This window comes from Pseudomonas sp. AL10 (assembly GCF_029960685.1).
Taxonomy (GTDB): Bacteria; Pseudomonadota; Gammaproteobacteria; order Pseudomonadales; family Pseudomonadaceae; genus Aquipseudomonas; species Aquipseudomonas lactis.
The window spans coordinates 45,459-54,483 of the sequence record NZ_JASBQZ010000036.1 but is presented as its reverse complement, the minus strand read 5'-3'; the positions used below and the strand labels follow the sequence as shown (position 1 = coordinate 54,483).

The following is a 9,025-nucleotide window of genomic DNA, read 5'->3' as shown; positions in this document are numbered from 1 at the left end:
CGAATTCCGGCCAGCGTGGTTTAACGGGGCGCCTGAGATCAAGATCAAAAGCAGAGCAAGAGCAAGAGCGGCTCGCTTCGCATCGTGGTTACTGTTGGTCGTTATTGAGCTGTCTATCGGGCAAATAGGCCAACTGACCCACCGCTATCGCAGGCAAGCCAGCTCCCACAGGGGGGGCGGTGCTTCTAGAGTTGGTTGAGAGGGATTTTCAGGTACGTCACGCCGTTCTCTTCTGCCGGCGGCATATTTCCAGCCCGCACATTCACCTGGATCGCCGGCAGCAACAACGTTGGCATGCCCAATCCAGCATCACGCTGGGTGCGCATCTGTACAAACGCCGCTTCATCCACGCCATCATGCACATGAATATTCCCCGCTCGTTGTTCCGCCACGGTGGTCTGGCACTTGGCCTCTCGACCCTCGGGCGGGTAGTCATGACACACGTACAACTTGGTGTCCGAAGGGAACGCCAACAGCTTGCGCATCGATGCGTACAACTGCCGCGCATCGCCGCCGGGGAAGTCGCAACGGGCGGTGCCGACGTCGGGCATGAACAGGGTGTCGCCCACCAGGATCAAGCGGCCGTCGATCAGATAGGCCATGTCGGCGGGGGTGTGTCCGGGCACATGCAACGCCTGGGCCTTCAAGTTGCCGATATGAAAGATCTCATCCGGCGCAAACAGGTGATCGAACTGCGAGCCGTCCACTCGAAATTCCGGCTCCAGGTTGAACAGGTTCTTGAACACACCCTGCACCTTGCTGATGGATTCGCCGATCGCGATCTTGCCGCCCAAGGTGCGACGCAGGTAGGGCGCGGCGGACAGGTGGTCAGCATGGGCGTGGGTTTCCAGCAGCCACTGCACGTGCAGGCCATGCTCTTGCACAAAGGCAATCACCTTGTCGGCCTGGGCGGTGTCGGTGCGGCCGGACGCCGGGTCGTAATTGAGTACCGAGTCGACAATGGCGCAGGGGCCGCCATCGGCCTCATAGACGATATAGGTGTAGGTCGACGATGCGTCATCCAGAAAGGCTTGAATCAACGCTGGCATGGCGGCTGTCTCTGCTTGGGAAAAAAGTGGTTACAATCAGTTTACGTTTACACATAATGTTTTGAGCTTAAGTGACATAAAGGACCCGAGGCAAATGGAATCTACGTTGAGTGAGGGCGAGGTCGCCCAGTTGCGTGCTTCGGCGTCCAAGGCCTGTGCCTTGCTCAAGGCCCTGGCCAATGAAGACCGCTTGTTGATCCTGTGCCAGTTGACCCAGGGCGAGCGCAACGTCGGTGAGCTGGAAGCCCTGACCGGCGTACGCCAGCCCACCCTGTCACAACAGTTGGGCATCTTGCGCGATGAAGGGTTGGTCGCCACCCGTCGGGAAGGCAAATACATTTTCTACGGGCTGGCCAGCCACGAAGTGATTCAAGTGATGAAGACCCTGTCCGGCCTGTATTGCGGCGCGGTCATAAAAAGTTGGGCGTGACGCCATCCGGCAGCGACCCTTGTGTGCATTGACTCAAAAAGGCAGTAGACAATGACCGAACAACACTGGGGACCCACCATCAGTGGCGATATCGTAGTCATCGGCGGCGGCTCGGCAGGCATCGGCCTGCTGGCCAGCCTGCTCAAGCGCGACCCGCACCTGAACATCACCCTCATCGAACCTAACGACTACCACTGCTACCAGCCGGCCTGGACCCTGGTCGGCGGCGGCGCCTACGACCTGCACAAGACCCGCCGGCCCCTGGCCGATGTGCTGCCCAATGGCGTGAGCTGGGTGCAGGCCGCTGTCAGCGAAGTGCTGCCCGATGAAAGCACCCTGGTGCTCGACAACGGCCAACGCGTCACCTGGAAAGACCTCATCGTCTGCCCTGGCCTGCGCCTGGCCTGGGAAAGAATCGAAGGCCTGCAAGACACCTTGGGCCAACACGGCGTCACCTCCAACTACAGCTATGAGCACGCCGCGTACACCTGGCAGTTGGTGCAGCAGCTCAAGGGCGGCAAGGCGTTGTTCACCCAGCCGGCCATGCCGATCAAATGCGCCGGCGCGCCGCAAAAAGCCATGTACCTGTCCTGCGACCACTGGCTCAAGCAGGGCAACCTCAAACACATCGACGTCGAATTCAACCTGGCCGGTGCCGCGTTGTTTGGTGTGCCGACCTTTGTGCCGCCCTTGATGAAGTACGTCGAAAAATACAACGCGCGCCTGGCGTTCAATTCCAACCTGGTGAAAGTCGATGGCCCGGCGCGCAAAGCCTGGTTTGAAGTCAAAGACGCCCAAGGTAACGCGACGGTCGAAGAGAAAACCTTCGACATGCTCCACGTCGTACCGCCGCAGTTGTCCCCGGACTTTATCCGCCAGAGCCCACTGGCCGACGCCGCCGGCTGGTGTGAAGTGAACCCCCACAGCCTGCAACACCTGCGCTACCCGCATATCTTCGGCCTGGGCGATGTGTGCGGCACCACCAACGCCAAGACGGCGGCAGCGGTGCGCAAGCAGATCGTGGTGGTGGCGGAAAACCTGCTAGCCCTGCGCAAACAGGCGCCATTGCCGCTCAAGTACGACGGTTATGGTTCCTGCCCATTGACGGTGGAGAAGGGCAAGGTGGTGCTGGCCGAGTTTGGCTATGGCGGCAAGTTGCTGCCGACTTTTGCTCTCGATCCAACGCAGGCGCGCCGTTCGATGTGGTTCCTCAAGGCCACGCTGCTGCCGTGGTTCTACTGGAACGGCATGCTCAAGGGCCGCGAGTGGCTGACCCGCCTGAGCAAGGTGGACTGAATGCTGCTCGCCAGTCTGTTAGGGGTATTGATGGGCCTGGTCATGGGCCTGACCGGCGCGGGCGGCGGCATCCTCGGGGTGCCGGCGCTGGTGCTGGGGCTGGGCTTGACCATGACCCAGGCCGCGCCCGTGTCATTGCTCGCGGTGGGCGCAGCGGCAGCGGTGGGGGCCATTGATGGCTTGCGTCATGGCCTGGTGCGTTACCGCGCGGCACTACTGATCGCCTTGCTCGGCGCGCTGTTTTCGCCGTTGGGCGTGTTCGTCGCCCACCAACTCTCGGAACCGGTGCTGATGGGCCTGTTCAGCGCGCTGATGGTGCTGGTGGCCTGGCGCATGCTGCAACGGGAAAAGCGCGAGGCCGGGCCGAGTGACCATGGCTCGGCGTCGTGGGGCCAGAAGAACTGCATGCTCAACCAGCAGACCGGGCGCCTGGCCTGGACCGCCAAATGCAGCGCCACTTTGGCAGCGTTGGGGGCGGTGACCGGCGCCGTGTCGGGGTTGCTGGGCGTGGGTGGCGGCTTCCTGATTGTACCGGCGTTCAAGCAACTGACCGACGTGCAGATGCGCGGCATCGTCGCCACTTCCTTGATGGTGGTCAGCCTGCTGTCGCTGATCGGCGTGGCCGGTGCCTTTCATGCGGGCGTGAGTATCGAGCCAGTGGGTTGGGTGTTTATCGGCGCGAGTATCGTCGGCATGTTGGCGGGACGGCGGTTGTGTTCGGTGATCCCCGCGCGGGCCTTGCAAGTGGGGTTTGCTAGCCTGTGTGTGGTGGTGGCAGTCGGTATGTTGCTTAAAGCCTCTCTCTAAGAACGGCATGGATTGCAGTGTGGGAGCGGGCTTGCTCGCGAAGTCGTCGTGTCAGTCAATGCATCAGCAACTGATCTACCGCATTCGCGAGCAAGCCCGCTCCCACATTTAGCTGTGTCTGCCTGGGGATCAAATGCGTCCTCAAGATGGCAACATGAACGCCTCTCAGGTTACTGTTCCTCTGTGTAACGGATTCACCGGCCTTGCACCCCGGCTTACCAAGGTCACCGAATGGATAAATACACCCCCCACACCTGGCAACCCCACGAGCGGCCGAGCCTGCCTGGCTCGCCGTCGACGCCGCTGCACCCTACGCATAAGCGCTGGCTCTTCGCGATGGTCGGCGTGCTGGTGGCAATTACCGGCGGCTTGGGTAACGCCCTGGTTATCGCCAACCTGCAATACCTGCAAGGCGCCCTGGGCGCGACCACCGCGGAAATGGCCTGGTTGCCCGCCGCCTATGTGATGACCAACGTGTGCATGAACCTGCTGCTGGTGAAGTTTCGCCAACAGTTCGGCCTGCGTGCGTTTACCGAGGTGTTCCTGGTGCTCTACGCGCTGGTGACCTTCGGGCATTTGTTCGTCAATGACCTCAGTTCGGCGATTGCGGTACGGGCCGCCCACGGCATGGTGGGTGCGGCGCTGAGTTCGTTGGGCTTGTACTACATGATCCAGGCATTCCCGGCCAAGTGGCGGTTGAAAGCCCTGGTGCTGGGGCTGGGCACCGCGCAGTTGGCGTTACCGCTGGCGCGGCTGTTTTCCGAAGACTTGTTGCAAATCGCTGAATGGCGGGGGCTGTATTTGTTCGAACTGGGCCTGGCGCTGATCTGCCTGGGCTGCGTGTTCCTGCTCAAGCTGCCGCCGGGCGATCGCTTCAAAACCTTTGAAAAACTCGACTTCCTGACCTTCGCCATCCTCGCCAGCGGCGTGGCCTTGCTCTGCGCAGTGCTATCTTTGGGGCGCATCGACTGGTGGCTGGAAGCGCCGTGGATCGGCGTGGCCTCGGCCTGTTCCCTGGTGCTGATCATGGCCGGGCTGGCCATCGAGCATAACCGCAGCAACCCGATGCTGATGACGCGCTGGCTGGGCAGCGGCGTGATGATCCGCCTGGCGCTGGCGGTGGTTCTGATTCGCATGGTGCTGTCCGAGCAGTCCACCGGTGCGGTGGGGTTCATGCAGATGCTGAACATGAGCTACCAGCAGATGCATACCCTGTACGTGGTGATGTTGGCCGGCGCGATTGCCGGGCTGGTGGTCAGCGCGCTGACGATCAACCCGGCGCACCTGCTGATGCCGCTGATCATCTCCCTGGCGCTGATGGCGACAGGTTCGGTGATGGACAGTTTTTCCAGCAACCTGACCCGCCCGCAGAACCTCTATATCAGCCAGTTCCTGCTAGGCTTCGGCGGTACGTTCTTCCTGGGGCCGACCATGGTGCTGGGCACCAAGAATGTGCTGACCAACCCACGCAACCTGGTGAGCTTCTCGGTGATGTTCGGGATCTGCCAGAACCTCGGTGGCCTGATCGGCGCGGCGTTGCTGGGCACCTTCCAGATCGTGCGCGAGAAGTACCATTCGAGCATGATCGTCGAGCACCTGACCCTGATCGACCCGCTTGTGGCGGCGCGGGTGCAGAGTGGTGGGGCGGCCTATGGCAAGATCGTCGCCGACCCGGAACTGCGCAACCTCATGGGTATCCGCAGCCTGGCCACGGCGGCGACCCGTGAGGCGAACGTCATGGCTTACAACGATGTCTTCATGCTGATCGCGATTATCGCGATCCTGACCATGCTGTGGATCTTCACCCGCAGCCTATGGCTGATGAGTACCACCAAGGCAACTCCTCCTGTTCAACCCAGCGGCGCGACTTCATGACTGAACCTTCAACCACCACCACGACCGCCATTGCCGCCACGCCGGAAGGCAGCACGCCACCGGGCGCGGTGCCGACCCAATTGCGGCCCTTGCGCGTGCGGATCATCTCGTCCCTGGGCTTTGCCGCCATCGCCATCATCGGTGTGCTGATCGTGTTATACGCCTGGCAACTGCCGCCGTTCAGCAGCGCGGTGGAAACCACCGAAAACGCCCTGGTGCGTGGGCAGGTGACGATTATCGGCCCACAGCTCAGCGGTTATGTATTCGAAGTGCCGGTGCAGGACTTCCAGTACGTCAAGACCGGCGACCTGCTGGTGCGCCTGGACGACCGCATCTACAAGCAGCGCCTCGACCAGGCCCTGGCGCAACTGGCGGTGCAGAAAGCCTCGTTGGCCAACGTGGTGCAGCAACGCAACAGCGCCGAAGCGACCATTAAGCTGCGCCAGGCCGCTCTGGTCGACAGCCAGGCCCAGGCGCGCAAGAGCACTGCGGATTTGCGCCGCAATGAAGAACTGATCAGCGATGGTTCGGTCTCCAAACGCGAACTGGACGTGACCCGTGCTGCCAACGCGCAGACCATCGCTGCCGTGGCCCAGGCCCAGGCCAGCCTGGAAATTGCCCGCCAGGATTTGCAGACGGTGATCGTCAACCGCGGCTCCCTGGAGGCCGCTGTCGCGAGTGCCGAGGCGGCGGTGGAACTGGCGCGCATCGACCTGTCCAATACCCGCATCACGGCACCACGGGATGGTCAGCTCGGGCAGATCGGCGTGCGCCTGGGCGCGTACGTCAATTCCGGCGCGCAACTGATGGCGCTGGTGCCCAAGCAGTTGTGGGTGATTGCTAATATGAAAGAAACCCAGATGGACAATGTGCAGGTCGGCCAACCGGTGACGTTCACCGTGGATGCGCTGAACCACCGCAAATTCCATGGCACGGTGCAGCATATTTCCCCGGCGACCGGTTCCGAGTTCAGCCTGTTGCAGGCGGACAACGCCACCGGCAACTTCGTGAAGATCGCCCAGCGGGTGCCTGTGCGCATCACCGTAGACCCGGACCAGGCCGAAAGTGAACGCTTGCGACCGGGGTTGTCGGTGGTGGTGAGTATCGACACGGCGGGGCGCCTGAAAAACAGCCCACCCTGACACTGACGCATCCTCCAACTGTAGGCGCGAGCTTGCTCGCGAAAAACGTCAACGATAACGCGTGTTTTCTGAATGAACGCGGCGCCTGTGAGTTTTTCGCGAGCAAGCTCGCTCCTACAGTTCAGGCATTTGGCGTGTATTTCAGGTTGAATGCCAGGTGGGTTGACTGGCCTTGCTCCAGCAGTTTCAGTCCAGGCCTGCCTGGAAGGTGATGGGCATTCACCGGATGACTCACCGGCTCGATGCAGAAAAATTCCAACCCCGGCGGGCAGTACAGCAGGAAGTAATCGGCGCCCCTGGCCTGGCATTCAAGGCGGTAGCCAAGCTCCGGTTGCTCGATCAGGCAGTGCCCATCCCAGCCGCAAAAGCCGTTGTCCACCAGCCCGTCTGGCAGTTCCTTCAGTTGCCGGAAATCCCAATCTTCTGGAACCGGTGCCAACCCTGTGGGCAGCTTGGCTGCATCACTCATCCACACTTGCCTAGCCTTGGCCTGCAGCCGCGTACCCGGCCGGCGCGGCAAGTACGGATGCAAGCCCAACCCATGCCACGCCGGTTGCTCGGCCAAGTGAGTCACGCACAAATCGATATTCAACTCACCGTTGTCCAAGTGCACCCGCTGGCGGGCGTGATAGGCGAAGGGCGTTTCGCAGCGCAGCTCCAACACCACTTCATGTTCTGACTGGCTTGTCACCTGCCACGGCTGCTGCCAGGCTGAACCGTGAATCGGTAGAGGGTCAGTGAGGCTATTGGGTGCCAGTGCCAGCCAGCCATCGGGGTTGTCGAACCCACCTTGAGCGATTCGGTTGGACCAGGGTGCCAAGGGATAGCAGCCCAGCTTGCCCGGCAGTCCGGTATTGATCGCCTGTGCATCGCTGTGCCGTAACAGCGGCTGCCCGGTGGCGCGCACCGTCCAGTTGACGAGGCTGCCGCCGATGGCCGGGGCGAGCACCAGATGGGTGAATTTATCCGAAAGCTCAATCACGATTGACCTGCCTGATGAAGTCAAAACAAACACTGAGGATGCAAGTGTGGGAGCTGGCTTGCCTGCGATAGCGACCTGTCAGTCAATGCATCCGTGACTGATACACCGCTATCGCAGGCAAGCCAGCTCCCACAGTTGCTCACCTTGTTTCTGAAAGAAGGTTTACAGCACCAAATGGGGCAACCACAGCGACAACGCCGGGATGTAGGTCACCGCAATCAGCACCAAAAACAACACCGCATAAAACGGCAGCAGTGCCTTCACGGTTTTTTCAATGCTGGTCTTGCCCACCGCCGCCCCGACGAACAGCACCGCGCCCACCGGCGGGGTGATCAGGCCGATACCCAGGTTCACCAGCATGATCATGCCAAAGTGCACCGGGTCGACGCCGATGCCCAGGATCACCGGCATCAGAATAGGCGTGAGGATCAGAATCAGCGGCGCCATGTCCATCACCGTGCCCAGCAACAACAGCATGACGTTGATGCACATCAGGATCACGTAGCGGTTATCCGACAGGGTCAGGAACAGCGTGGTGATCTTCGCCGGGATCTGCATCAGGGTCATGATGTAGCCGAAGCTGGCGGCGAAGGCGATCAGGATCATCACGATGGAAATGGTGCGCACCGTGCGATGCATCAGCTTGGGGAGTTCGCGCCATTTGTAGTCGCGGTAGATGAACATGGTCACGAAGAACGCCCACAACACCGCAATCGCCGCCGACTCGGTGGCGGTGAAGATGCCCGACAGGATGCCGCCCAGGATGATCACCATGGCCATCAGGCCCCAGAGCGCATCGGCGGCGATCTTCAGCGCCTGCTTCAAGGGGATGACTTCGCCTTTGGGGTAGTCGCGTTTTTTCGCGAAGATCAGGCACAGCACCATCAGGCACGCGCTCATCAACAGGCCTGGCACCACACCGGCCATGAACAGCGAGGCGATGGAAACCGTGCCGCCAGCGGCCAGGGAGTACAGCACCGAGTTATGGCTGGGTGGCGTCAACAGCGCCTGCACCGAACCGCTGACGGTCACTGCGGTGGCGAATTCGCGCGGATAACCACGCCGTTCCATCTCTGGAATCAGCACCGAGCCGACCGACGCGGTATCGGCCACGGATGAACCGGAAATCGCGCCGAAAAACGTCGAGGCCATGATGTTGACCAAGGATAAGCCACCGCGTACAAAGCCCACCAGCACCCCGGCAAAGGCCACCAGGCGCCGTGACATGCCGCCCTCGGCCATGATCGCCCCGGCCAGTACGAAGAACGGAATCGCCATCAGCGAAAACTTGTTCACCCCACCGGCAATCTGAATCATCAGGGCCTGGAACGGGATGTCGATCCACCACGCACCAATCAACGCCGACAGCCCCAACGCATAGGCCACCGGCATGCCGATCAGGATCAACGCAACAAAGCTACCCAACAGAATCAACGCGTCCATA

8 protein-coding genes are annotated in these 9,025 nt (G+C 61.3%); 5 read left to right on the top strand and 3 right to left on the bottom strand.

Annotation, left to right across the window (positions count from 1 at the left end; all coding sequences use genetic code 11):
• Positions 1 to 185: 185 nt before the first annotated feature.
• The gene (locus QK296_RS23750) at positions 186 to 1,049 is read right to left on the bottom strand and encodes an MBL fold metallo-hydrolase (RefSeq protein ID WP_003192304.1); all 864 of its coding nucleotides are present in this window, start codon (positions 1,047 to 1,049) and stop codon (positions 186 to 188) included.
• A gap of 94 nt (positions 1,050 to 1,143) precedes the next feature.
• Here QK296_RS23750 and QK296_RS23745 point away from each other — a divergent pair, with 94 nt between their 5' ends.
• The 5 genes from QK296_RS23745 (at position 1,144) to QK296_RS23725 (ending at position 6,599) form a co-directional block, all read left to right on the top strand.
• Positions 1,144 to 1,479: a metalloregulator ArsR/SmtB family transcription factor gene (locus QK296_RS23745; protein WP_003174875.1), complete on the top strand. Its 336-nt coding sequence runs from the start codon at positions 1,144 to 1,146 to the stop codon at positions 1,477 to 1,479.
• 51 nt (positions 1,480 to 1,530) lie between these two features.
• The gene (locus QK296_RS23740) at positions 1,531 to 2,775 is read left to right on the top strand and encodes an FAD/NAD(P)-binding oxidoreductase (protein ID WP_282391406.1); all 1,245 of its coding nucleotides are present in this window, start codon (positions 1,531 to 1,533) and stop codon (positions 2,773 to 2,775) included.
• The gene (locus QK296_RS23735) at positions 2,776 to 3,582 is read left to right on the top strand and encodes a sulfite exporter TauE/SafE family protein (RefSeq protein WP_003192301.1); all 807 of its coding nucleotides are present in this window, start codon (positions 2,776 to 2,778) and stop codon (positions 3,580 to 3,582) included.
• A gap of 231 nt (positions 3,583 to 3,813) precedes the next feature.
• Positions 3,814 to 5,457: an MFS transporter gene (locus tag QK296_RS23730; protein WP_003192300.1), complete on the top strand. Its 1,644-nt coding sequence runs from the start codon at positions 3,814 to 3,816 to the stop codon at positions 5,455 to 5,457.
• Complete coding sequence (locus QK296_RS23725; protein ID WP_003192298.1) at positions 5,454 to 6,599, top strand: HlyD family secretion protein; 1,146 nt, start codon at positions 5,454 to 5,456, stop codon at positions 6,597 to 6,599. Before QK296_RS23730 ends, QK296_RS23725 begins: the two co-directional genes overlap by 4 nt.
• A 121-nt stretch (positions 6,600 to 6,720) precedes the next feature.
• Here the strand turns inward: QK296_RS23725 and QK296_RS23720 are convergent, their stop codons facing one another.
• Entirely contained in the window at positions 6,721 to 7,581 is an 861-nt protein-coding gene (locus QK296_RS23720) for an aldose 1-epimerase (protein WP_282391403.1), read from the bottom strand.
• Between the two features lie 162 nt (positions 7,582 to 7,743).
• Entirely contained in the window at positions 7,744 to 9,024 is a 1,281-nt protein-coding gene (locus QK296_RS23715) for a TRAP transporter large permease (RefSeq protein ID WP_003192294.1), read from the bottom strand.
• Between the last annotated feature and the right edge of the window lies 1 nt (position 9,025).

What these genes read in the sequence shown, in the direction of transcription:
- QK296_RS23735 (WP_003192301.1), top strand. Translation starts at nt 2,776, where the DNA reads ATGCTGCTCGCCAGTCTGTTAGGGGTATTGATGGGCCTGGTCATGGGC.
- QK296_RS23740 (WP_282391406.1), top strand. Translation starts at nt 1,531, where the DNA reads ATGACCGAACAACACTGGGGACCCACCATCAGTGGCGATATCGTAGTC.
- QK296_RS23745 (WP_003174875.1), top strand. Translation starts at nt 1,144, where the DNA reads ATGGAATCTACGTTGAGTGAGGGCGAGGTCGCCCAGTTGCGTGCTTCG.
- QK296_RS23715 (WP_003192294.1), bottom strand. Translation starts at nt 9,024, where the DNA reads ATGGACGCGTTGATTCTGTTGGGTAGCTTTGTTGCGTTGATCCTGATC.
- QK296_RS23750 (WP_003192304.1), bottom strand. Translation starts at nt 1,049, where the DNA reads ATGCCAGCGTTGATTCAAGCCTTTCTGGATGACGCATCGTCGACCTAC.
- QK296_RS23730 (WP_003192300.1), top strand. Translation starts at nt 3,814, where the DNA reads ATGGATAAATACACCCCCCACACCTGGCAACCCCACGAGCGGCCGAGC.
- QK296_RS23725 (WP_003192298.1), top strand. Translation starts at nt 5,454, where the DNA reads ATGACTGAACCTTCAACCACCACCACGACCGCCATTGCCGCCACGCCG.